This is a genomic window from Methylorubrum sp. Q1 (assembly GCF_004683995.1).
Taxonomy (GTDB): domain Bacteria; phylum Pseudomonadota; class Alphaproteobacteria; order Rhizobiales; family Beijerinckiaceae; genus Methylobacterium.
Genome location: NZ_SRHQ01000003.1, coordinates 282,070 through 304,763 on the forward strand (window position 1 = coordinate 282,070; position 22,694 = coordinate 304,763).

The window sequence follows — 22,694 nt, forward strand, 5'->3', positions numbered from 1 at the left end:
CCGGTCACGGCACCGGGGCGGAGCGATGAAGGCCGTTTTAGCCAAACAGTCGCGCTTGTGCCTGCTGGCGGCGTGCTACATGTGCCCTCGTGAACATGACCGAAAGTCTTCCCTCTCCCGTGCCATCCGACGCCGAATCGGCGCGCTTTCGGATCGTGGAGCCGTTGCGGGCGGCGCAGGATCAACTCGCCCGCGTGCAGGATGCCGCCGGGATCGGTGTCTTCACCCTGGACCTGCGCGAGAGCGTGCTGCATCCGAGCCCCGCCTTCTGCCGCCTGCACGGCCTGGAGGTGCGTGAGCGATACGCCCTCGCCGCCCTCGCCGAGCGCTTCCCGGCGGAGGACATGGCGATCCCCTCGGGGGCGTCGTCCGAGGAGGCGGTCTACCGCGTCCGCGATTCCCGGACGGGGGCGTCGCGCTGGATTGCCCGCACCCTCGAGATCGAGCGCGATGCGGACGGCGCGGCCCTGCGGCTCGCAGGCGTGGTGCGGGACGTGACCGAGCAGCGGGCCCAGGGCACGGCGCTGGCCGAGAGCGAGCAGCACTACCGCACGCTGTTCGAGCAGATGGACGAGGGTTACTCCGTCATCGAGTTCATCGATGGCCCGCACGGCCCCCTGAGCGATTACGTCCACGTCACCGCCAACCGTGCTTACGCGCAGCATTCCGGCATCGAGGAGGTGGCGGGCAAACGCCTGCGCGAGATCGTCGGCGACGAGGCCGACGGCTGGCTCGCGCTCTACGGCGACGTCCTGCGCACCGGCCGGCCGATCCGCTTCCAGCGCGAACTGGTCGCCACCGGGCGCTACCTCGAACTCGCCGCCTTCCGCATCGAGCCGCCGTCGCGCCGACAGGTCGCGGTGCTGTTCCAGGACATCACGGCCCGGCGACGCGTGGAGCACCTGCTCCATTCCAAGGCGGCCGACCTGGAGGCGGAGGTGGTGGCGCAACGGCGCGACCGCGACCGCGTCTGGACGCTCTCGCCGGTCCTCAAGGTCGTGGCCACCCCCGACGGGCGGATCGAGGCGGTGAACCCCTCGTGGAGCCGGACGCTGGGCTGGTCGCCGGCCGAGACGGTGGGCCGCCACGTGCCCAACTTCTTCGCGCCCGAGGAGCGCGCCGCCGCCGAAGCGGCGCTGGAACGGCTCGCGGCCGGCGCCTCGACCGATCTCGAACTGACCTGCCTGACCAAGGACGGCGGCACCTGCCGGGTGCTGTGGACCATCGTGCCGGCCGACGGCCTGCTCTACGGCTTCGGCCGCGACATCACCGAGCAGCGCCACGCCGAGGAGGCTCTGCGCCAGTCGCAGAAGCTGGAGGCGGTGGGCCAGCTCACCGGGGGCGTGGCCCACGACTTCAACAACCTGCTCACCATCATCCGCTCCTCGGTCGAGTTCCTGCGCCGGCCCGACCTCGCGCCCGAGCGCAAGCGCCGCTACCTCGACGCGGTCTCCGACACGGTGGACCGGGCGGCGAAGCTGACGGGTCAACTCCTGGCCTTCGCCCGGCGGCAGGCGCTCAAGCCCGAGACCTTCGATGTCGGCGAGCGGCTGCGCAGCATCTCGGAGATGCTCGATTCGGTGACCGGCGCGCGCATCCGCGTGGTGACCGATCTGCCCGGCGCGCCCTGCTTCGTGCGCGCCGATGCGAGCCAGTTCGAGACGGCCCTGGTCAACATGGCGGTCAACGCCCGCGATGCCATGGACGGCGAGGGCCGCCTGACCCTGCGCCTCGACGGCGCCGTCCCGATGCCGCCGATCCGCGGCCATGCCGGCGCGGCCGGACCCTTCGTCGCGGTCTCGGTCGTCGACACCGGCACCGGGATCGCCACCCCCGACCTCTCCCGCATCTTCGAGCCGTTCTTCACCACCAAGGAGGTCGGCCGGGGCACGGGGCTCGGCCTTTCCCAGGTGATCGGCTTTGCCAAGCAATCGGGCGGGGACGTGGACGTGTGGAGCCGCGCGGGCGAGGGCACCACCTTCACCCTCTACCTGCCCGAGGTCGCCGCCCCCCTCGAAGCCCCCGCCCCCGCCCGGCCGAGGCCGGATGCGGATGCCGAGGCGCATCTGCGGATTCTCGTGGTCGAGGACAACCTCGAAGTCGGCCGCTTCTGCACCCAGATCCTGGAAGAACTCGGCCACCAGCCGGTCTGGGCCGAGAACGCCGAGGCGGCCCTGGTCGAGCTGGAACGCACCGAGACGCCGTTCGAGGCGGTCTTTTCCGACGTCGTGATGCCCGGCATGGGCGGCATCGCGCTCGCCCGTATCCTGCGGGAGCGCTACCCCGATCTGCCGGTGGTCCTCACCTCCGGCTACAGCCACGTCCTGGCGCAGGACGACGCGCACGGGTTCGAGCTGCTGAGGAAGCCGTATTCGGCGCAGGAACTGGGGCGGGTGCTGCGGGAGATGGCGGGGCGGCGGGTGAAGAACGCGGCCGTGCCGTCCTGAAGCATCCTCCCGAAAGGCCGTTGCCGGCTTTCGGAAAAAGATGATGCAGGATCAACGACCGAGCGCGTCGGCCCGCGAGGAAGGGCGAGAGAGGCGCAAGGCAAAGGGGATCGGAAAGCAACGGCGCTCGTCAGGCGGCCAGGCGCGGAAACACCAGCGTCTGATGCAGGGCCACGCCGGCGGTCACGCCGTCGGCGGACGCCCAGGCCACGCTGTGCGGAGACCGTGCCGCGTCCCCGGCCGCGTAGACACCGGGAACCGTCGTCTCCTTCATCGCGTCGGTGCGGATCACCGGTCCGAGCATGCCCTCGTCCACGGCGCAGCCGAGTTGTTCGGCGAGCGGGCTGTTCAGGCGGTAGCGGGGGCCGACGAAGAGGGCCTCCAGCGGGAGCGTCCGGCCATCCGCCAGGACGAGTGCCGAGAGGGCCCGCCCCTCGCCCGCAAGCGCCCGGATCGGCCCGGGTTCGATTCCGACGTTGCGGGCGGCGAGCCGGGCGCAGACCTCCGCATCGGGCGCCGGGCTTCCGTTCAGGAAGAGCGTGGTCGGGCCCCATTCCGCGACCAGTTCGGCCTGATGGACCGATACGGCGCCGGCCGACAGCACGCCGAGGACGCGCCCGGAAAACTCGAAGCCGTGGCAATAGGGGCAGTGCAGCACGCTCGCGCCCCAGCGCTCCGCCAGACCGGGAAGATCGGGCAGGATATCGCTGATGCCGAAGGCGAGGACAAGCTTGGACGCGGCGAGGCTTTGTCCCCCGGCCAGCGAGACGGCAAAGCCGTCGCCTGCGGCTCGCGCCGACACCGCCTCCCCCGTGACGAAGGTGGCGTTCGGGTAGCCCGCGAGTTGCGCGCGGGCCGTCGCGATCATCGCCAGCGGATTCTCGCCGTCCTGCGCGAAGACGCCGTGCGAGGCGGCGGCAAACCGGTTGCGGGGCGCGCCGGCATCGACGACGCAGACCTTCCGGCGCCCTCGGGCGATGTAGAGCGCCGCGGAGAGGCCGGCGAAGCTGCCGCCGACGATGATCGCATCATACCGCATGGGCCGTCTCCAGGTTGAAGTCGCCGCCGCGCGCCGCGAGGCGGGCATGGAAGTCGGCGCTGAGCGCGGCCAGCGTGATCCGCCCGAGCTGCGCCATCAGAAGCGCCTCCGCCTCGCGGAAGCTCTCGTCCATGGCGGCATTGACCGCCTGTTCGACGAGGCAGCCGGGCGCCTCGCTCCGGTTGCCCATGGCGAAGATTTCGGGGGCGCCGAGCGCGTCGTAGATGTCGCGCAGGGTGACGGCCCCGAAATCGCAGGCGATCCGCCAGCCGCCGCCATGCCCCTTCTCCGAGCGGACGTAACCCCGGTCGCGCAGGCCCGCCATGATGCGACGGACCACGACGGGATTGGTCTGCATCACGCCGGCAAGGAACTCGGAGGTCACCGGCCCCTCGATCTCGGCCATGTGCAGAAGCACGTGGAGGACGCCCGAAAGCTTGCTGTCCCGTCTCATGTAACTTTACATGTTTCATGAGACGGCAGCTGTCAAGCGCGTCGAGCGGCAGGCCCCGAACGCAAGAAGGCCCGCCTCCCGGCGAGCCTTCCTCCTGTCATGCCGCCCGATCACCGACCGGGCGACGTCGGAAATCCCCTGAAAACTACGGCTGCCCGGCGGGCTTGTTGGTCGCGGGCGGGTTGGTCGGCGCCGTGGTCTGGCCGGCGGCCGGCGGGGTTACGGGCGGCGTCGCGGGGGCGGTGGTCGTGGTGTTGGCCGGAGGCGTGGTCGTGCCCGTGGTGTCCTTCTTCTCGTCCTTGCAGGCTGCGAGGCCGAGGGCGAGCAGGCCGAGAACCGGGATCAGCTTGATGGCGCGCATGGTGTTCCTCCGTATCGTTGGGCCCCTCCACGCGCCGCCGCGGGCGGCCGGCGCATCGGACAGGGCACAGACGGTCTTTGCCGTGCTGTGGCAAAGCTGAGAACGCGTTGCGGCCCCGAACCGTTCAACATTCGCGTGGGCAGTGACCCAAAGAATGGGGGATGAGCGCCGAATTTCAGGTCGACATAAGCGGGATGAAATCGGAGGCCCCGCCGTTCAGACCTTACCGGACCGGCAAAACCTGGCAGGTTTCGCAGAAGAAGGTCGAGCGTCCGCCCTGCACGATCCGGCCGACCCGGCCCGTACAGCCCTTGGTCGGGCAGGCATGGCCCACCCGGTCGTAGACGCGGAAGCCGTGCTGGAAGGCGCCGCGCTCCCCGTCCGGCCGGGCATAGTCGCGCAAGGTGGAGCCGCCGGCCGCCACCGCCTCGCTCAGCACCGCCTTGATCTCCTTGACGAGTGTCTTCGCCTTTGGTGCCGGCGAACCGTCGGGCTTGGCGAGCGCGCCTGCCGGCAAGGCCGGGTGGAGGCCCGAGCGGTGCAGCGCCTCGCAGACATAGATGTTGCCCAGACCCGCGATCAGGCGCTGGTCGAGGAGTGCTGCCTTCAGCGGCGTGATCTTTTTGGCGAACAGGCGCGCGAGCCGGGGCGCGTCGAGGGCGTCGGAGAGGGGCTCGACGCCCATGCTGGCGAAGTGGCGGCAGGTCTCGAGGTCGCGCGTGGCCACGAGGTCCATGAAGCCGAAGCGGCGGGCGTCGTTGTAGGTGACGGTGGCGCCGTTGGCGAAGGCCATCACCACGTGGTCGTGCTTGGGCGTGCCGAGCGCCCCTTCGAGGTAGAAGTCGCCCGGCGAGAGGTTCGAGCCGTCGGGCAGGCGCACATCGAAGCGCCCGCTCATGCCGAGATGCAGGATCAGGCTCTCGCCGGAATCGAGATGCGCCGTGAGGTACTTGGCCCGGCGCGCCAGTTCCAGCACCGTGGTGCCCTCCAGCCGCTCGGCGAAGCGCTCGGGGAAGGGGAAGCGCAGGTTCGGCCGACGCAGGGTGACGCGGGCGACGCGCGCCCCGACCATCGCGGGGGCGAGCCCCCGGCGCACGGTCTCGACTTCGGGCAGTTCGGGCATGGTCGTGCGAGAGAAGCGGCGGCGGGAAAGAAAGCTGTAGCGCCCTCCCCGCCCCCGGCGCGAGCCCCGCCGGCCCGTGCCGGGCGGCCAAGGTGTCGCGCTGGCCGCCGGGCCTCCCCCGGGAACCGTTCTCGGGGCTCACGGCTTGCTCCCGGCCAAGGTCCTTTCGGTGCGCCTCTCTGGCTGGAGCGGCCTCCCCTCCGGTGAGAGCGGGTCGGCCGGTCGTCGGAGTCAGCACGGCATGAGCGCCCACCCCTACCGGTTCGGGATCGAGGAAGAGTATTTCCTCGCCGACGCCGAGACCCGCGGCACGCCGCGCCGCTCGGTCAAGCCGTTCCATCAGGCGGCCGGCGAGCGGCTGCCCGAGATCGGGCGCGAGCTGCTGCAATGTCAGGTCGAGGTCTGCACCCCGCCCTCCACGGCGTTCCCGGCCGCCCACGCCGCGCTGCGGGAGCAGCGGCAGGCCTTGGCGGATCTGGGCCGCGAGCACGGGCTCCTCGTCTTCGCCGCCGGCACACACCCCATCGCCGACTGGGCGCGGCAATTGCCGACCAAGGGCGACCGCTATCGCGGTATCCTGCGCGACGTGGGCCTCGCCGGGCGGCGCAGCCTGATCTGCGGCATGCACGTCCATGTCGAGGTCGCCGACCCCGACCGGCGCGTCGCGCTGATGGACCGGCTGCTGCCGTTCCAGCCGCTGCTGTTCGCCCTCTCCGCCTCCTCGCCGTTCTGGCAGGGCAAGCCGACGGGGCTCGCCGCCTACCGCCTCAGCGCCTTCGGCGAACTGCCGCGCACCGGCCTGCCCGACCTGATGGGCGATGCGGAGGCTTACACGCGCTACGTGCGCATCATGACCAATGCCGGCTCGATCCAGGATGCGAGCTTCCTGTGGTGGTCCCTGCGCCCCTCGATCAAGTTCCCGACGCTGGAACTGCGCATCGCCGATTCCTGCACCCGGCTCGCCGACGCCATCGCGGTGGCGGCCCTGTTCCGCTGCCTCGTGCGGCTGGTCGAGCGCCGGCCCGACATCAATGCCGGGCTCACCGGCGTCTCGCGGGCGATCGCGGCGGAGAACCTGTGGCGGGCCCAGCGCAGCGGGGTCGAGGCCGAGCTGATCGACGAGGCGTCCGAGCAGGCCTTCCCCTTCGACGCCGCCCTCGACACGCTGCTCTCGCTGATCGCGGAGGATGCCGAGGCCCTGGGCTGCACCGAAGAGGTGGCCGACGCCCGCCGCATCCTGCGCGAAGGCACCAGTGCCGACCGGCAGATCGCCGCGTTCGAGGGCACCCGCGGCGGCGACACCAGCAACCGCCAGGCCCTCGACGCGGTGGTGGACTGGCTCGCCGAGACCACGCGGGCGGGGTGAGGGACGTTAACCGAACAGACCCGCGAGGCTCACGAGGCTGAGACCCGTGATCAGGAGCCCCACCACGACCATCAGCCCCCGCGCCGGGATCACCCGCACCAGCAGGGCGGCGATGGGTGCTGCGAACAGCCCGCCGAGGACGAGGCCGGCGATGGTGGTCCAGTGGGTCAGCCCGCCGAGCAGGGTGAAGGACAACCCACTCGCCACCGCGACGAAGAACTCCGCTGCGTTGACCGAGCCGATCGAGGTACGCGGATCCTGCCCGCGGCCGACCAGCGAGGTCGTCACCACCGGTCCCCATCCGCCGCCGCCGATCGCATCGACGAAGCCGCCGCCGAGCGCCAGCGGCACCACGGCACGCGGCGGCTCGTGGCTGACCTTCACGGCCCGGAACGCCTTCGACAGGACGTAGAGCCCCATCAGGAGCAGGTAGACCGAGACGAACGGCTTGATCGCCTCGCCATCGACCGAGGTGAGGAGATAGGCGCCTGCCACCGCGCCGATCACGCCGGGGATCAGCAGGCGCCGAAACAGCGGCCCGTCCACATTGCCGAGCCGCCAGTGCGAGACGCCGGAGAAGGCGGTGGTGAAGATCTCGGCGACGTGCACGGAGGCCGAGGCCGCCGCCGGCGGCACCCCCGTGGAGAGCAGGAAGGTCGTCGAGGTGATGCCGTAGGCCATGCCGAGCGCGCCATCGACGGTCTGCGCCGCGAGCCCGACCGCCGCCGCGGTCCAGAAACCGCGGCTCGTCAGCCCGTCGCGAACCGCTTGGACGGTGCCGGCATCGGCGAGGGCCGCGAACAGGGCTGCGGCGGCGACCACAAGGAGGCCCGCGAGCCCGACCAGGGCGAGCGTGCGCGGCTCGACGCGCTTTGCCGGCCGCGCGGCGGCGGAGGACGATCCGGCCATCGGGAAACGATCCATGCGAGAAGGAGCCGACAGGCTAAGGACTTGGACAGGTCGAGCAAGGGAGCGGACTTCCCAAGTTCAACGCGCGCCGAGGCCCAAACTCTCCGTCGCCCTCCTGCGGGGGAAGGTCCTTTTCCGGGAACCGCGCTTCTCCAGATTCGCCGGCCGGATCAGCCCTTCTCGAACGGGTTCTTCGTCGTGCGCAGGGACAGCCGGATCGGCGCGCCGGGTAGGTCGAAGGCTTCGCGCAGGCCGTTGACGAGGTAGCGGGTGTAGGATTTCGGCAGGGCGTCGAGCTGGTTGCCGAACAGGGCGAAGTGCGGCGGGCGGCTCTTCACCTGGGTGGCGTAGCGGATCTTGATGCGCCGGCCGGAGACCGCGGGCGGCGGGTTGCGCTGCGTCGCTTCGGTGAGCCACGCATTGATCCGCGCCGTCGAGACGCGCCGGCTCCACACCTCGGAGGCATCGACGACCGCCTGCATCAGCTTGTCGATGCCGTCGCCGGCAAGCCCCGAGAGCGGCACCACCGAGACGCCGCGCACCTGCGGCAGCAGGCGGGTGCAGTCTTCCCGGAGGGTCTTGAGCAGGCCCGGCTGGTCGGCGACGAGATCCCACTTGTTGAGGCCGATCACCAGGGCGCGGCCCTCGCTCTCGACGAGATCGACGATGGTGAGATCCTGCTTCTCGAACGGGATCGTCGCATCAAGGAGCACGACCACGACCTCGGCGAAGCGCACGGCGCGCAGGCCGTCGGAGACCGCGAGCTTCTCCAGCTTGTCGTCGATGCGCGCCCGGCGGCGCATGCCGGCGGTGTCGTGCAGCTTGATCCGGCGCCCGCGCCACTCCCAGTCGAGGGAGATCGAATCGCGGGTGATGCCGGCCTCGGGGCCGACCAGCAGGCGGTCCTCGCCGATCATCCGGTTGATCAGGGTGGACTTGCCGGCATTCGGCCGCCCGACGATGGCGACGCGCAGGCCCTTGCCGCCCTCCCCGTCCTCGTCCTCCTCGTCGGGTTCGGGCAGAACCTCGCGCAGGGCATCCTGCAACGAGCCCAGGCCCTCGCCGTGCTCGGCGGAAAACGGGATCGGATCGCCGAGCCCCAGCGAGAACGCGTCGTAGGCGCCGGCCATGCCGGCGCCGCCCTCGGCCTTGTTGGCGATGAGGATGACGGGGCAGCCGGCGCGGCGCACCAGTTCGGCGAAGGGCCGGTCGGACGGCAGGACGCCGGCGCGGGCGTCGATGACGAACAGCACCGCGTCGGCTTCGAGAATGGCGGCCTCGGTCTGGGCGCGCATGCGGCCGAGCAGCGAGTCGGCGTCCGCCTCTTCGAGGCCCGCGGTGTCGATGACGCGGAAGGCGACGTCGCCGATGAAGCCCTCGCCCTCGCGGCGGTCGCGGGTCACGCCGGGGCGGTCATCCACCAGGGCGAGCTTGCGCCCGACCAGCCGGTTGAACAGGGTCGACTTGCCGACATTCGGGCGTCCGACGATCGCGACGGTCGGCAGATCCATGGGAAACAACAGTCTCGTCAGGCGCGCGGGCGAGAGGGCCCGACGCGCATCATCGTTACGAAGATAGGCGGTTCCGGCCGCGCCGTCAGCGGGTGATCGGCGGCGGGGCGGCGTTCTCGGGCTTGGCTTCCGTCACGGTGACGGCGCCACCGGCCACAAGCGCTTGGTAGATCTCGACCCGCTGACGCAGGCTCTGGGGTGTCTCGCCGTCGGCGCTGATCTGGTCGAACCAGCGGCCGGCGCCCTCGATGTCGCCGCGCTTGAGCGCCGTCAGGCCGAGCATCTCGCGGGCGGTGTGGCGGAAGGCGTTGGTCGGGGCGGCAAGCCCCTGGAGGCCGGTCAGCGCCGCATTCGGATCGGTGCCGTCGAGGCGCAGCAGCGCCGCGCGCAGGCGGGCGAGGTCGCGCAGGGCATCGCCGATGCCGGTGTCGGCGGCGAGCTTGTCGTAGGCGTCCGCTCCGGCGGCGGCATCGCGCTTGGCCGCCTCGGCGGCGAGGCGGAAGCGGGCGAGCAGGGCGTAGCCCCCCGGCCCGTCGGCTTGGATCGCGGCGAAGTCGCGGTCAGCCTCCTCCGCCTTGCCGTCCTTGGCGAGGCGGTTGGCCTTGTCGAAACGCTCGGAGGCCGCCTCGGCGCGGGTGCGCTCGGCATGGCGCCAGTAATTGTAGCCGCCGACGCCGGCCACGAGGAGGACCGCCAGGGTGATGATCAGCGCATTGTAGCGCTTCCAGATGTTGGCGATCTGGTCGCGGCGGTAATCCTCGTCGACCTCGCGGATGAACTCGTTGTTCTCGGCCATGACAAATCCGGGCGCTCCTCGCGGAGCGCGCTCGCCTCGCTCGTCGTCGTATCGAGGGCGCCTAGCACAGCGCCCCCGCTTTGGCGAATGGGGGGCTCAAGTCTGTCAGGGCCATCGCTCGAAGCCGCTTGAGCGGCTTCGCGGCGCGAAGAGCGCCGCGCGGAGCGGCTTTTCGGGGCTTTAGCCTCGGAAAGCATCGAGCGGAGCGACAGCCTGAGGTCGCGGAGGCGACCGCCGGCGCTTGAGGCCGGAGTCAAACCAGGGTGATCGCTTCGAGCGATCGCCCTGTCAGGCCTGTCCCGGCCAGGCGGCGACGCCGATGAGCAGCGGGTGCAGGTACTTGCCGAACACGAACCACGCGATGACGCCGACGACCACGGCGATGGCGTCGTTGCGCCAGCCGGCCGGCGCGGCCTGCCCGCCATGTTGCTGCGCCACCTGCCCCGCCGTCAGCGCGCGGCGCTTGGCGCTGATGCGGGCGGCGACCGCCCAGGCGAGGAAGGAGCCGAACAGCAGGATCGAGCCGAGATCGCCGTTGGCCAAGAGGTGGGCGGTCGCCCAGATCTTCACGGACAGCAGCATCGGGTGCTTGAGCCGGGCGCGGAGATGGCCGGGCAGGTAGGTCGCCGCGAGGCTGATGAAGGCGAACAGCGTCAACAGCACCGCGAGATGCCGGGTCCAGAGCGGCGGCGACCAGACCGGGATCATGCCCTCCTGCCGGTAGAGCCCGTAGCCGTAGACGGTCAGGATCAGGCCGAGCACCGAGAGCAGGGTGTAACCGAGCTTGAACCGGCCCTCGCCCACTCGCCCGATCACCTCCGCGCGTTTGGCCCGGGCCATGGAGAAGGCGTGCGTGCCGAGAAACAGCACGAGGCCGAGGATCATAACCAGCATGGGGCAGCCTGTGGACGGCGCTCGCTCCGGCGGATGCGGACAAGCTCCCTGTAACGGTTCAAAACGCAATCCTTTGGCGATGTCCAGACTGACTCGCCCCCTCGTCGCAGCGCTCGCGCTCTCCTGCGGCTCCGTGCCGCCGGCCCACGCCGCCGCGGAACCGCCGCTCTCGGCGCTGACCCTGACGGGGCCGGAGCGGACGCTGTTCTCCGCCACCCGCGATGCCTGCGACGGCGCCGACGTGCCCGATGCGCCCGCCCGCGCCTTTCGCGACGCGTCAGGTCAGATCGCGGTCTTCGGCCTGCACTACCGCAACCGGGCCCTGCGCGGCCCCGATCTCGACAGTCTCAAGCTCGATTGCCGCGTGGTGCTCGATTCCGGCGAGAAGCCCGACCCGGCGCTCTACGACGACCGCTCGTGGATCACCGCCACCTGGACCGAGGACGGGACCCGCGTCGCCGCCCTCCTCCACCACGAGTATCAGGCCAACGAGCATGAGGGCCGCTGCCGCTCCAAGGTCTACATGGAGTGCTGGTACAACACGGTCACCGCGGCCTTCTCCCGCGATGGCGGCCGGAGCTTTTCCCGCGCGGCGCCGCCCGTTGTGGTGGCGGGCGCGCCGTTCCGGCAGGAGGAGGGCCAGGGCCGGCACCGGGGCTTCTTCAACCCCTCCAATATCTTCGGCGAGGGGCGCTTCCGCTACTTCCTCGCCTCGACCACGGGCTGGGACCGATCGGGCAGCGATCAGGCGGCGGGCGTCTGCCTGTTCCGCACCGAGCGGCCGGAGGATCCGGCGAGCTGGCGCGCCTGGACCGGGACCGGCTTCACCGCCGCCTTCCCCGACCCCTACCGCAAGGCGGTCAAACTCGCCGACACCTGCCGGCCGGTCGGGCCGTTCCCCGCCCCCGTCGGCGCGGTGGTGCGCCACCGCGGCACGGGCGCCTGGATCGCCGTGTTCATGGCGGCCAAGGGCGGCGCGTTTCCGGAATCGGGCTTCTATTGGAGCACGTCGCGCGACCTGCTGACCTGGGACGTGCCGCGTCTGCTGATCGCCGGGGCCACGCTCTACGACGATCCCTGCAAGGCCGGGGGCCGGCTGATCGCCTACCCGTCGCTGCTCGATCCGGGGGCCAAGGGGCGCAACTTCGACGATGTCGGCGAGGGCGCGCTCCTGACCTTCGCGACCCTTCGCCTTGAGGGCTGCGCCATCACCTCCGACCGCGACCTCGTGCGGCGGCCGGTGGCGATCAAGGTCTGGCCGTGAGCGCCCGCCTCAGCCGAGGCCGAGCGCCGCCTTCTCCTCGAGATAGGCCGCGTGCACGGCGTCCCGGCCGTAGGCACGCTCCAGCCGGCGCACGGTGAAGTGGGCGCGGGCCATGGACTGGAAGTGGTCCATGAAGGCGGCGTTGACGGCAGCGCCGCCGAGTGCCCCGATCACCGGCACGGCCTGGGCCGCGACCTTCTGCGAGACGACGAGGCCGAACCGGGCGGCGATCTGCGCGGTGAGCCGCACCAGCGGCGGCGCGCCGGCATCGAGCAGCGAGCGGTGCGCGGCGTAGCGGGCGGCTTCCGACATGGTCTTGGCCAGAGCCGCCCGCACCGCGAAGTAGCCGCTGTCGGCGACCGTCGTCTGGGTGCCGGCCCGTCCGCCGAGCGCGAAGACCTGCACGCAGGCGAGCGCGCTCTCGGGATCGCTCAGATCCTCGCCCTCTTCCCGGGCGATCTCGGCGATGGAGCGCAGCATGAGCGTCGTCGAGACCGGCAGCTCGACCGCCAGCGTCGCGAGGCCGAGCACGCCGCCGACCGCACCGGTCACCGCGGCGAGCGCCTTGTGGCGGGTGTCGCTCGATCCGAGCAGGCGGCTCAGGCGCCCGCCGGCCTCGGTTTCGATGCGCTCCAGCGCGGTGCCGGCGGGTTTCACAGCCTTGTCCGGCAGGGTCGCGAGCGCGACCCGCAGGGCCGTGCGCATCGCGCCTTCCGTGGCGCTGGCCACCGTCTCGGTGATGGGGGCCGGCAGCGCGCGGCCGATCATGTCGAGGGGCGCGCCGGCCGCGGCCGAGAGCCGGGAGGCGAGCCCCGGCTTCTCCAGCACGGCTACCGCGCGCCGCAGGACGGCGCGGTCCTCCTCCGACAGAGGCTTTCCGGCCGGCGGATCGATCGGGACCGGCAGGGTTTCTCCGGCAACGGCAAGGTCGTTCACGTCTGCGCCCTCGCGACTTTGGGCGGGATGTCGGGACCCGCTTCGGCTGAGGCAAGACCGACGGGGCCGGTTGGGTTCCCCTGCACGTTGTCGGGCGCAGCCTCGGCCGGGCCCTCCGCGGGCGCCGTGCGCTGCGGGATGCGTCCCACGGCAAAGCACAGGGCGACGACGGGGATGCCGACCGCCGCGGTCATCGCGAAGAAGGTCGGGAAGCCGTAGGCCGCCACCACGAAGCCGGAGGTGCCGGCGACCAGCTTGCCCGGCAGAGCGTAGAGCGAGGAGAACAGGGCGTATTGCGTGGCCGCGAAGCCCGGCGTGGTCAGGCTCGACATGTAGGCGATCAGCGCGATGCCGGCGAAAGAGCCGCACAGGCTCTCGATCGAGACCGCGATGGCGAGGCGCCATTGCTCCGGCTCGCCCAGCGCCAGCCACGCCAGCGACAGGTGCGAGGCGGCGGCGATGAAGGCGCCGATCACCAGGGTCGGGAACATGCCGAGCCGGGCGATCGACCATCCGCCGGCAAAGCCGCCGGCGATCCCGACCCAGATGCCGAACAGCTTGACGATGGTGGCGATCTCCGCCTTGCCGTAGCCGAGCGTGATGTAGAGCGGGTTGGCCATCACGCCGGAGACGAAGTCCGGCATCCGGTAGAGCGCGACGAGCGCCAGCACCGCGAACAGGGCGTTGCCCATCCGGGCGTGGAGTTCCGTCAGCGGCTCCAGCACGGCGCGGCGCACGGCGGCGGGCAGGTCGCGCTTGCCCGTCGCCGCCTCGCGCGGCCGGTCGTAGGGCGTGGCGAGGAGCGCCGCGATCAGGCCGACGCCCATCAGCGCGGCCATGCAGAGATAGGCGAGCGTCCAGCCGCCATAGGCCGCGACGTAGAGCGCTCCGGCCCCCGCCAGGATCAGCCCGAACCGGTAGCCGAGGTTCGAGGTGGCGGCCATGATGCCTTGCAGGTCGGTGCCCGCCGCCTCGATACGCCAGCCGTCGATCACCACATCCTGGGTGGCGGCGCAGAAGGCGACGAGGAAGGCGCCGAGGCCGATGAGCGCGAGATGGTCCTTCGGATCGGCGAAGGCCATCAGGACGAGCGCCAGGGCGGTGGCGATCTGCGTCACGATCATCCAGGCGCGCTTGCGGCCGAGGCGCCGGGCCAGGAACGGCACGTCGACCCGGTCGATCGAGGGCGCCCAGAGAAACTTCAGCGAGTAGGGCAGCGCGACGTAGCTGAACAGGCCGATCGTCTTGATGTCGATGCCGGAATCGGCGAGCCGCAGGGTGAAGGTGCCGAGCACGAGCAGCAGCGGCAGGCCGGAGGAGAAGCCGAGCGCCAGCATCTGCGCGACGCGCTTGTCCTCGGTGATGTCGCGCAGGCGCAGCTTGCGCGGCTGCGCTTTCGCGGGCGTGTCCTTGGGAAGCGTCTTGGAGTTCGCCGCATCTGCCATCGCGTAAAACTCCCTGGAGCCCTCGCCCGTCGGGCGGGGTTGCATGGATCTGGGACGCCGCGCGGAGCCGGGCGTCCGGACACTCGCGCATCTTTGACACCGACTCCGCAGAAAACATGACGGACCTGCGGCCCTCAGGCCCCGTCACGTCCCTTGCGGCCCCCGCGCAGAGTCGGAATCCTGGGCTGCGTATAGAGCAGACATGGTTGATAGAACCGTAATGACAGGCTCCCGCACGATGACAGGTCCGCAGGGCGCTCCGTGCTTCGCCGCACGGAACGGGGGAGGGGCGGGCTCGTTGGAGTCGCGGGGCCGGACGCTACGGAATGCGTCGGGTGACTCCGGTTCGCCTGCCGCGCTCGAAAGCGGCATGCCTGTGTTGGCGTAGAGATGACGGGTTTTCCCAAAGGAGCGAGCCTACCCTCGGGCGTCACGGTGGAGGTCTTCGCGGCAGCCTTCGAGGCCAGCCCGACGCCGATGGTGGTCACCGATCCGCGGCGGGGCGACAACCCGGTGGTCTGGGCCAACGGCGCTTTTCTCGGGCTCACGGGCTATGTCCGCGAGGAACTCTACGGCCGGAATTGCCGCATGCTGCAAGGTCCCCTCACCGATACAGCGGTGCTTGAGACGATGCGGTCGGCGCTCGACGCCGGCCGGCCGTTCGAGGGCGAGCTGCTCAATTACCGCAAGGACGGCACGTCGTTCTGGAACGGCATGACGATCAACCCCGTCTGCGACGAGGCGGGCCGGATCCTGTTCTTCTTCTCGGCTCAGGCCGACATGACCGACAAGCACCACCTGGAACTGGCGATGCGCGACGCCAACGACGCGCTGGAGCGCGAGGTGAGCGAGCGGACCGCCGACCTGCGCTCGGCCCTGGAACAGAAGACCGCGCTGCTCCACGAGGTCGATCACCGGGTCAAGAACAACCTCCAGGTCATCTCCTCGCTGATGCTGCTGAAGGCTCGCCGCACGCCGGAGGGCGACGCCCGCAACGCGCTTCAGGCCATGGCCGACCGGATCGGCGCCCTCTCCACGGCCCACCGGATGCTGTATTCGGAGGGCGACGTCACCCGCTTCGACTTCAGGGAGTTCACCGCCGACCTGATCGCCGACCTCGCCGCCGGCCTCGACCGGGACCGCACCCGGATCGAGACGGAGATCGAGGCGCTGGCGCTCTCCGCCGCCATGGCCGCCCCGCTGGCGCTGCTGATCCACGAATTGACGACGAACGCCCTGCACCACGCCTTCCCGGAGGCGCGCCGCGGCCGGGTCGCGATCGAGGCACACCGTTTCGAGGCGGGGATGCGCCTCGTCATTCAGGACGACGGCATCGGCATGGCCGCGGTGCCCTCCAACCCCGCCGGCTTCGGCCGCACCCTGGTCGAGATGGTGGTGCGCCAGTTGCGCGGCACCCTCGAATGGTCGGATGCCGGGCCCGGCACGCGGATCACGATCACGATCCCGCTCGTCGGAACCGACGCATTGTGACGGACATGCGCCTCCGCATTCCGGGCCGTTTCCACCGGAAACCGGTCCCGCGACGGGCCGCGCCGCTTCCCTCAGCGGCGAATCCGGCGAATCCATTCGGGGCGGGGGCAACAACGACGCCGGGAGAACCGCGATGCCCGAGATGAGGGAGGCGCCCCTGCGCATCCTCGTCGTCGAGGACGAGGTGCTGATCGCCCTCGAACTGGAATGCCTGCTGGAAGACCTCGGCCATGTCAGCGTCGGCGTCGCGGGCTGCTCGGCGGACGCCATCGCGCTGGGCCGCACCGCCTTGCCGGACGTGGCGCTCGTGGACATCCACCTCATCGACGGGCCGACCGGCGTGGAGGTGGCGCGCCAGTTGAGCCGCGACCCGCGGGTCACCGTGGTGTTCATGACCGCCAACGCCAAGCGCATCCCGCGGGATTTCGCGGGCGCCCTCGGGGTGATCGCCAAGCCCTATTCCGAGCGCGCCGTGGCGGGCGCCCTCGACTACGTCGCCCAGCGCCGCGCCGGCCACCCGCCCTCCGCCGAGACCCTCGACGGCTTCCACCTCGCCCCGGCCGCCGGCGGCGGGGACTGGACCGGGGGAATGTGAGGCGCCGCCGGCCCAGGTCCGGGTCGGCCCCGTGGCCTCACGCCTTCGGCACGTTCCGCTCCAACTCGTCGAGCCACGCCCGGGCGCTGGCATCCGAGGGCGCGCGCCAATCGCCGCGGGGCGAGAGCGAGCCGCCGGCCGAGACCTTCGGGCCGTTGGGGAGCGCCGAACGCTTGAACTGGCTGAAGCGGAAGAAGCGATCGAGGAAGACGCCGAGCCAGCGCCGGATCTCGGCCAAGTCGTAGGCGACGCGCTTGGCTTGCGGGAAATCCGGCGGCCAGTCGCCGACCGCCGCGTCCCCCCAGGCATGGAGCGCGAGGAAGGCGATCTTCGACGGCCGGAAGCCGTGACGCAGGGTGAACCAGAGATTGAAGTCCTGCAGGGCGTAGGGACCGATCTTGGCCTCCGTGCTCTGCGGCCCCTCGCCTTCCGAGGCCGGCACCAGTTCGGGCGAAATCTCGGTGTCGAGCACCGCCCGGAGCGTGCGGTTCTCCGCCTCGCCGAACTGCCCGGACGCGATCACCCAACGGATCAGGTGCTGGATCAGGGTCTTGGGTACGCCGGCATTGACCCCGTAATGGCTCATCTGGTCGCCGACCCCGTAGGTGCTCCAGCCGAGCGCCAGTTCCGAGAGATCGCCGGTGCCGATGACGATGCCGCCGTGCTGGTTGGCCAGCCGGAACAGGTAGTCGGTGCGCAGGCCCGCCTGCACGTTCTCGAAGGTGACGTCGTAGACCGCCTCGCCCCGCCCGAACGGGTGGCCCATATCGGCCAGCATCTGCCGCGCGGCCGGGCGGATGTCGATCTCCTCCGAGGTGGTGCCGAGCGCCCGCATCAGGGCGTGGGCGTTGGTCTTGGTCTCGTCGGAGGTGGCAAAGCCCGGCAGGGTGTAGGCCAGGATATTTTTCCGCGGGAGGTCGAGTTTATCGAAGGCTTTGGCGACGACGATCAGCGCGTGCGTCGAGTCGAGGCCGCCGGAAACCCCGATCACCGCCCGCTTCGTGCCGGTTGCGGCGAGCCGCTGGGCGAGGCCGGCGACCTGAATGTTGTAGGCCTCGTAGCAATCCTGCGCGAGGCGGGCGGGGTCGGCCGGCACGAAGGGAAAGCGCTCGACCCGACGCTCGAGCCCCAGATCGCTCGTCGGCGGATCGAGCCGGAAGGGGATTGTCCGCCACGGCGGGGTGTCGTGTTGGCGGGCGTTGTCGTCGAGGCTGCCGGCCTGAAGCCGCTCCTGGGCGATGAGATCGAGGTCGATATCGGCCAGCGTCACGACCGGCGCTTGAGGGAAGCGCTGCCCTTCCGCCAGCCGCACGCCGTTCTCGTCAATGCTGGTCTGCCCGTCCCAGGACAGGTCGGTAGTGGATTCCCCCGTCCCGGCCGCCGCGTAGACGTAGGCGCACAGGCCGCGCATCGAGGCGGCGCGGGTCAGCAGGGCGCGGGAATCGGCCCGACCCACGGTGATCGGGCTGCCCGAGGGGTTGGCGATCACGGTGGCGCCGGCGAGCACCGCATCCATGCCCGGCGTCTGCGGCACCCAGAGATCTTCGCAGACCTCGATCGCGAGGCGGAAGCCCGGCAGGTCGTCGGCGGCGAAGATCAGGTCGGTGCCGAACGGCGCCTCCCTCCCGCCGAGGCGGATCGTCTCGGCCGTGATGCCGGCGCCGGAGGCGAAGTGGCGCTTCTCGTAGAACTCCCGGTAGTTCGGCAGGTAGCTCTTCGGCACCACGCCGAGCAGCCGCCCGCCCCGGATCGCCACGGCGCAATTGTAGAGCCGGTTGCGCCAGCGCAGGGGCGCGCCGACGACGAGCAGCGGCGTGAGCCCGGCGCTCTCCTCGACCAGACGCGCCACGCCCGCCTCGACCGCGTCGAGGAGGGTGGCCTGCAACAGCAGATCCTCGATGGCGTAGGAGGAGACGCAGAGTTCGGGGAAGACCGCGAGCGCCGCCCCGGCCCCGTGCGCCTGCCGCGCGAGGCCTGAGATGTCGGCGACATTGGCCGCCGGGTCGCCCGGATGGCTGCGGCCGGTGCAAGCGGCGACGCGGGCAAAGCCATGCCGGTAGAGGGAGCGGAAGTCTTTCGGACTCAAGGTCTCTTGGCTCGGATTCGTCACCGGATCTCGCAGCTCACCTGATACGGCAGGAAACCCTGCCAAGCACCTCTCGGAACAGCATTTTCAGGCCCGATTCAGGGCACGACCGCGACCGGGCCGCCATCCGTCACCGGCCCTCGAAACATCACCGCGAAGAGCCAACCGCGCTCGATGATATCCGGTTCGCGTCACGCTTGCACCGGCGGGTTCGGGGCGCCCCGGAAGAGGGGAGGGCGCGTCCGGGACGAGGGCGGGCCCAGGTCGAGGCAGGGTCGAGGCAGGGTCGAGGCAAGCGTTCGTTAACGACGATCCGCCTACCTTGGGGCTCGAACCGCTCCGCAGGAGCCGGACCTTGTTTCGAGTCATCTCACAGATCATGCGCGCATCGGGACGGCCTCCCCATTCCCATCGTGATCCATCGCGGCCGAGCCGCGGCGGCGACCGCCTGGACCGGTCGATCGGCGGTATCGCCCATCGGCTGATGAGCCTGCGCTCCAACCTTGCCCGGCGCATCGCCGGGGCGCCGCCGGCCCCGCCGCGGGCGCTCCCGCACGCGTTGCCGCATCCGGCGCTGCCGCAGCCGGGCGCGGACGGGTTCGACGCGGGCAACGTGCCGAGCTGGCTGGTGCCGCCGGGGGCGATGCTCGGCCGCGCGCCGGCCGCGCAGGAGGGCTGGGGTTCGCAGCCATGGGCACCCGAAACGGAAGAGGGGCTGTTCGAGATGCCTGAGCCTGCCCTGCCCTACGGCGCTCAGCCGGAGATGCCGTTCGAGAGCCGCATCGATCCCCGCGCCTCCGGTCCCGGCATCCTGGTGCGTACGCCGCGCCGCCCCGCGGCGATCGCGCCGGAGGCCGGCGTGATCCCGGCGGCACACGCCCTGCCCGCCTCACAGGATGGGTCCTACGGCATGCCGCAGGCTGCGCTGCCCGAGGCGGTGCGCTTCACCCGCACCCCCGACACCGTTCTGATGGAGCGCCGCCGCCAAGCGCTGGAAGCCGAGCGCGAGGCGCAGCTCCGGGCTCAGGCCCTGCTCGACGCCCAGGCTGCCGCCGAGGCCGCGGCGCTGGAAGCGCAGCGGGCCCGCGAGGCGGCGGAGCGCGAAGCCGCCGAGCGCGCGGCGCAACGCAGTGCCGAGAGCGACGAGGCCGCCCGGCTGCGCGCCGAACAGGCCGCCTCGGAGGTGCCGAGCTGGCGCCGCCCGTTCGTGCCGCCGCCCGGCGTGAGCTTCTTCCGCACCCCCGACCGTCGGCAGAAGTCCGTCGTCCAAGTGCCGCAGGCTGGGGCTGTGCAGCAGGCTGGGGTTGTGCCGCAGGCTGGGGTTGTGCCGCAGGCTGGGGCTGTGCCGCAGGCTGAAGGCGTGCCGCAGGCTGAAGGCGTGCCGCAGGCTGGGGCTGTGCCGCAGGCTGAAGGCGTGCCGCAGGCTGAGATCGTCTCGCAGGTCGAGATCGCATCGCAGCCCGCGCTGTCGATCGAGGAGATCCGGTTCGACGCGATGCGCTTCGGGGCCGTCGCCGCCGAGCCCCTGCCGGCCGCGCCGCTCACCGCACCGGTGGAGGCACCGGAGGCGGCTGCACTTTTCGCCGGATTCTACGCGCCCTTCATCCCGCCGGTCCCCGCCGAGCCGTCCGATTGGTCGGACGTGCCGGACTGGTCGGCCCTGCACGGCTGGTTCGGCCCGGCCGAGTCGGTGGTCGAGGTCGCCGAGCCGGTCGCGCCCGCCGCGCCCCGCCCGGTGCTGAACGCCATGGCCGCCCGCGCGGCGATCCGCCCGGCCCGTTCGGCCGTCGCCGAGGCCGCGCCGAAGCCCATCTTTGACATCGCACCGCAAGCCGTGGCGCCCGCCCCGGCCCCGGGCGCCGCCGTGGTGCCGGCGCCCGTCGCCGCGCGGCCTTTCACGGCCTATCCGGCTCCGGCCCCCGCCGCCCCGTTCCAGCCTGCCCCGCAGGCCCCCTCCCCTGCCCCCCAGGGGATGACGACGGCGATGGCGCCGCTCACCATCCCGGCCCGGCCGGTCCTGCTGCGCACCAAGCCCGGTGCCGAGGCCGAGCCGAGCGGAGATCCGGCCGAGGATTTTGCCCAGGATCTTGCACAAGATCTTGCCGAAGAGCCGGCGGCCGCGACGATGGAGGAGGCCGGTCTCGACACCGCCGACGCGTTCGAGGCCGAAGCCGCCGAGCCGGTGGCCGCCGTCGAGCCCGAACCCGAAAACCGTCCGCGGGCGATCCTGCCCGAGCGCCCGATGCTGATCCCCGCCGGCCGCCACTTGGAGGCGTCGTTCGTCGGCAATGCCGACTACGAACTGCCCGATCTCGAACTGCTCGCCGAGCCGCCGCTGAACGACGGCGAGGAGGTGGATGCGGACGAGCTGGAGCAGAACGCGCTCAACCTCCAGCAGACCGTGCAGGACTTTGGCGTGCGCGGCGACATTCTTGCCGTGCGTCCCGGCCCCGTCGTCACCCTCTATGAGCTGGAGCCGGCGCCCGGCACCAAGTCGAGCCGCGTCATCGGCCTGTCGGACGACATCGCCCGCTCGATGTCCGCCATCTCCGCCCGCGTCGCCGTCGTCCCCGGCCGCAACGTGATCGGCATCGAACTGCCGAACCCGGTGCGCGAGACCGTGTACCTGCGCGAACTCCTGGCCTCGGTCGATTTCGTCGAGACCAAGCACAAGCTCGCGCTGTGCCTGGGCAAGAACATCGGCGGCGAGCCGATCATCGCCGACCTCGCCCGCATGCCGCACCTGCTGGTGGCCGGCACCACCGGCTCGGGCAAGTCGGTCGCCATCAACACCATGATCCTGTCGCTACTCTACCGGCTGAAGCCGGAGGAGTGCCGCCTGATCATGGTCGATCCCAAGATGCTGGAACTGTCGGTCTATGACGGCATCCCGCACCTGCTCTCCCCCGTCGTCATCGACCCGAAGAAGGCGGTCATCGCCCTCAAATGGGCCGTGCGCGAGATGGAGGAGCGCTACAAGAAGATGTCGAAGATCAGCGTGCGCAACATCGACGGGTACAATGCCCGGATGAAGGAGGCGCGCGAGCGGGGCGAGACCATCACCCGCACGGTCCAGACCGGCTTCGACCGCACCACCGGCGAGGCGGTGTTCGAAGAGCAGGAGATGGACCTCTCGGCGCTGCCCTACATCGTGATCGTGGTCGACGAGATGGCCGACCTGATGATGGTGGCGGGCAAGGACATCGAGGGCGCGATCCAGCGCCTCGCCCAGATGGCGCGTGCGGCCGGCATCCACCTGATCATGGCGACGCAGCGCCCCTCGGTCGACGTCATCACCGGCACGATCAAGGCGAACTTCCCGACCCGCATCTCCTTCCAGGTCACGAGCAAGATCGACAGCCGCACGATCCTGGGCGAGATGGGCGCCGAGCAGTTGCTGGGCCAGGGCGACATGCTGTTCATGGCCGGCGGCGGGCGTACGACGCGCGTGCACGGGCCGTTCTGCTCGGACTCGGAAGTCGAGACCGTGGTCGCCCACCTCAAGCGCCAGGGACGGCCGTCCTACCTCGAGGCCGTCACGGCGGACGACGGCTCTTCCGAGCAGCCGGAGAAGCCGGCCAAGGGCGGGCGGGCCGCGGCCAAGGCCGAGAAGGACGACTTCGCCGAAACCGAGGAGTCCGACGCTCCGGTCTTCGACATCGGTGCCTTCGCGGCGGTCGCCGGCGCCGAGGGCGGCGAACTCTACGAGCAGGCCATCGCCGTGGTCCTGCGCGACCGCAAGGCCTCGACGAGCTACATCCAGCGCCGTCTCCAGATCGGCTACAACCGCGCCGCCTCGATCATGGAGCGGATGGAGATCGAGGGGATCGTCGGGCCGGCCAACCATGCGGGCAAGCGCGAGATCCTGGTCGAAGGTCTCGCGAGCGCACCGTCCAGCGGCTACGACGACGACTGAGCGTCTTTTCGCGACCGCGCAAATCCGGCCCCCGTCGCATATTCGCCACAGGGGCCGGGTC

General features: G+C 71.1%; 17 protein-coding genes. 6 read left to right on the forward strand and 11 right to left on the reverse strand.

Going from position 1 to position 22,694, the window contains the following annotated elements; translation table 11 throughout:
• Positions 1-95: 95 nt before the first annotated feature.
• Positions 96-2,447, forward strand: a complete 2,352-nt coding sequence (locus E4V01_RS04925; protein WP_135297582.1) for a PAS domain-containing protein — start codon at positions 96-98, stop codon at positions 2,445-2,447.
• A 130-nt stretch (positions 2,448-2,577) separates the two neighbouring features.
• Here E4V01_RS04925 and E4V01_RS04930 read toward each other — a convergent pair whose 3' ends face one another.
• The 4 genes from E4V01_RS04930 to mutM form a co-directional block, all read right to left on the reverse strand.
• On the reverse strand, positions 2,578-3,486 hold the full coding sequence (locus E4V01_RS04930) for an NAD(P)/FAD-dependent oxidoreductase (protein WP_135297583.1): 909 nt from the start codon (positions 3,484-3,486) through the stop codon (positions 2,578-2,580).
• A complete protein-coding gene (locus tag E4V01_RS04935; RefSeq protein ID WP_012255197.1) occupies positions 3,476-3,940 on the reverse strand; it encodes an Rrf2 family transcriptional regulator in 465 nt (154 codons plus the stop codon). Before E4V01_RS04935 ends, E4V01_RS04930 begins: the two co-directional genes overlap by 11 nt.
• A 145-nt stretch (positions 3,941-4,085) precedes the next feature.
• Entirely contained in the window at positions 4,086-4,301 is a 216-nt protein-coding gene (locus tag E4V01_RS04940; RefSeq protein ID WP_135297584.1) for a hypothetical protein, read from the reverse strand.
• A gap of 223 nt (positions 4,302-4,524) precedes the next feature.
• On the reverse strand, positions 4,525-5,424 hold the full coding sequence (gene mutM, locus E4V01_RS04945) for a bifunctional DNA-formamidopyrimidine glycosylase/DNA-(apurinic or apyrimidinic site) lyase (RefSeq protein WP_060771296.1): 900 nt from the start codon (positions 5,422-5,424) through the stop codon (positions 4,525-4,527).
• A 241-nt stretch (positions 5,425-5,665) separates the two neighbouring features.
• Between mutM and E4V01_RS04950 the strand changes: the two genes are divergently transcribed.
• Positions 5,666-6,790 (forward strand): carboxylate-amine ligase, encoded by a 1,125-nt coding sequence (locus E4V01_RS04950; RefSeq protein WP_060771295.1) that lies wholly within the window; start codon positions 5,666-5,668, stop codon positions 6,788-6,790.
• A gap of 6 nt (positions 6,791-6,796) precedes the next feature.
• Here the strand turns inward: E4V01_RS04950 and E4V01_RS04955 are convergent, their stop codons facing one another.
• The 4 genes from E4V01_RS04955 to E4V01_RS04970 all read right to left on the reverse strand — a co-directional run bounded on the left by E4V01_RS04955 (position 6,797) and on the right by E4V01_RS04970 (position 10,900).
• Positions 6,797-7,699 carry a sulfite exporter TauE/SafE family protein gene (locus E4V01_RS04955; RefSeq protein WP_135297585.1) on the reverse strand — a complete coding sequence of 301 codons (903 nt, stop codon included), beginning with the start codon at positions 7,697-7,699 and terminating at the stop codon, positions 6,797-6,799.
• A 170-nt stretch (positions 7,700-7,869) separates the two neighbouring features.
• Positions 7,870-9,210 carry a ribosome biogenesis GTPase Der gene (gene der, locus E4V01_RS04960; protein WP_135297586.1) on the reverse strand — a complete coding sequence of 447 codons (1,341 nt, stop codon included), beginning with the start codon at positions 9,208-9,210 and terminating at the stop codon, positions 7,870-7,872.
• 85 nt (positions 9,211-9,295) lie between these two features.
• Positions 9,296-10,006, reverse strand: a complete 711-nt coding sequence (locus tag E4V01_RS04965) for a tetratricopeptide repeat protein (RefSeq protein ID WP_135297587.1) — start codon at positions 10,004-10,006, stop codon at positions 9,296-9,298.
• A 288-nt stretch (positions 10,007-10,294) separates the two neighbouring features.
• Positions 10,295-10,900: an NnrU family protein gene (locus E4V01_RS04970; RefSeq protein ID WP_060771291.1), complete on the reverse strand. Its 606-nt coding sequence runs from the start codon at positions 10,898-10,900 to the stop codon at positions 10,295-10,297.
• 79 nt (positions 10,901-10,979) lie between these two features.
• Between E4V01_RS04970 and E4V01_RS04975 the strand changes: the two genes are divergently transcribed.
• Complete coding sequence (locus tag E4V01_RS04975) at positions 10,980-12,164, forward strand: hypothetical protein (RefSeq protein ID WP_135297588.1); 1,185 nt, start codon at positions 10,980-10,982, stop codon at positions 12,162-12,164.
• A gap of 9 nt (positions 12,165-12,173) precedes the next feature.
• Here the strand turns inward: E4V01_RS04975 and E4V01_RS04980 are convergent, their stop codons facing one another.
• Both E4V01_RS04980 and E4V01_RS04985 read right to left on the reverse strand, forming a co-directional pair.
• Positions 12,174-13,100 carry an EcsC family protein gene (locus E4V01_RS04980; RefSeq protein WP_135297589.1) on the reverse strand — a complete coding sequence of 309 codons (927 nt, stop codon included), beginning with the start codon at positions 13,098-13,100 and terminating at the stop codon, positions 12,174-12,176.
• On the reverse strand, positions 13,097-14,545 hold the full coding sequence (locus E4V01_RS04985; RefSeq protein WP_135297590.1) for an AmpG family muropeptide MFS transporter: 1,449 nt from the start codon (positions 14,543-14,545) through the stop codon (positions 13,097-13,099). The genes E4V01_RS04980 and E4V01_RS04985 overlap by 4 nt, the downstream gene beginning before the upstream one ends.
• A 390-nt stretch (positions 14,546-14,935) precedes the next feature.
• Here E4V01_RS04985 and E4V01_RS04990 point away from each other — a divergent pair, with 390 nt between their 5' ends.
• Together E4V01_RS04990 and E4V01_RS04995 are read left to right on the forward strand one after the other, a co-directional pair.
• On the forward strand, positions 14,936-16,036 hold the full coding sequence (locus E4V01_RS04990) for a histidine kinase dimerization/phosphoacceptor domain -containing protein (protein WP_135297591.1): 1,101 nt from the start codon (positions 14,936-14,938) through the stop codon (positions 16,034-16,036).
• 133 nt (positions 16,037-16,169) lie between these two features.
• The gene (locus E4V01_RS04995) at positions 16,170-16,631 is read left to right on the forward strand and encodes a response regulator (protein WP_135297592.1); all 462 of its coding nucleotides are present in this window, start codon (positions 16,170-16,172) and stop codon (positions 16,629-16,631) included.
• Between the two features lie 37 nt (positions 16,632-16,668).
• Here E4V01_RS04995 and E4V01_RS05000 read toward each other — a convergent pair whose 3' ends face one another.
• Positions 16,669-18,741, reverse strand: coding sequence for an NAD(+) synthase (locus tag E4V01_RS05000; RefSeq protein ID WP_135297593.1), 2,073 nt, complete (start codon positions 18,739-18,741; stop codon positions 16,669-16,671).
• 460 nt (positions 18,742-19,201) lie between these two features.
• Between E4V01_RS05000 and E4V01_RS05005 the strand changes: the two genes are divergently transcribed.
• Entirely contained in the window at positions 19,202-22,633 is a 3,432-nt protein-coding gene (locus E4V01_RS05005) for a DNA translocase FtsK (protein ID WP_135297627.1), read from the forward strand.
• Positions 22,634-22,694 lie beyond the last annotated feature (61 nt).